We start from the raw sequence: 218 nt of genomic DNA, 5'->3' as shown, positions 1-218 counted from the left end.
TCACCGGCATCGGCAATGCGCTCGCCAACACGATCACCGGCGGTGCCGGCAATGACACGCTGAATGGCAGCGCCGGCGCCGATACGCTGATCGGCGGGGCGGGGGACGACATCTATGCCGTCGACAATGCCGGCGACAGCGTCACCGAAAGCGCCAGCGAGGGGACCGACACGGTCCGCACGAACCTGGCAAGCTATACACTTGGCGCCAATATCGAG

1 pseudogene is annotated in these 218 nt (G+C 65.6%); it reads left to right on the top strand.

Going from position 1 to position 218, the window contains the following annotated elements:
- Positions 1–218: pseudogene (locus tag ACMUVN_RS33435) on the top strand (hypothetical protein); the annotation flags it as partial.

Origin of the sequence: Rhizobium sp. IY2 (genome assembly GCF_047532935.1) — a bacterium.
GTDB lineage: Bacteria > Pseudomonadota > Alphaproteobacteria > Rhizobiales > Rhizobiaceae > Rhizobium > Rhizobium anhuiense.
This window is presented reverse-complemented; position numbering and strand designations above follow the sequence as displayed.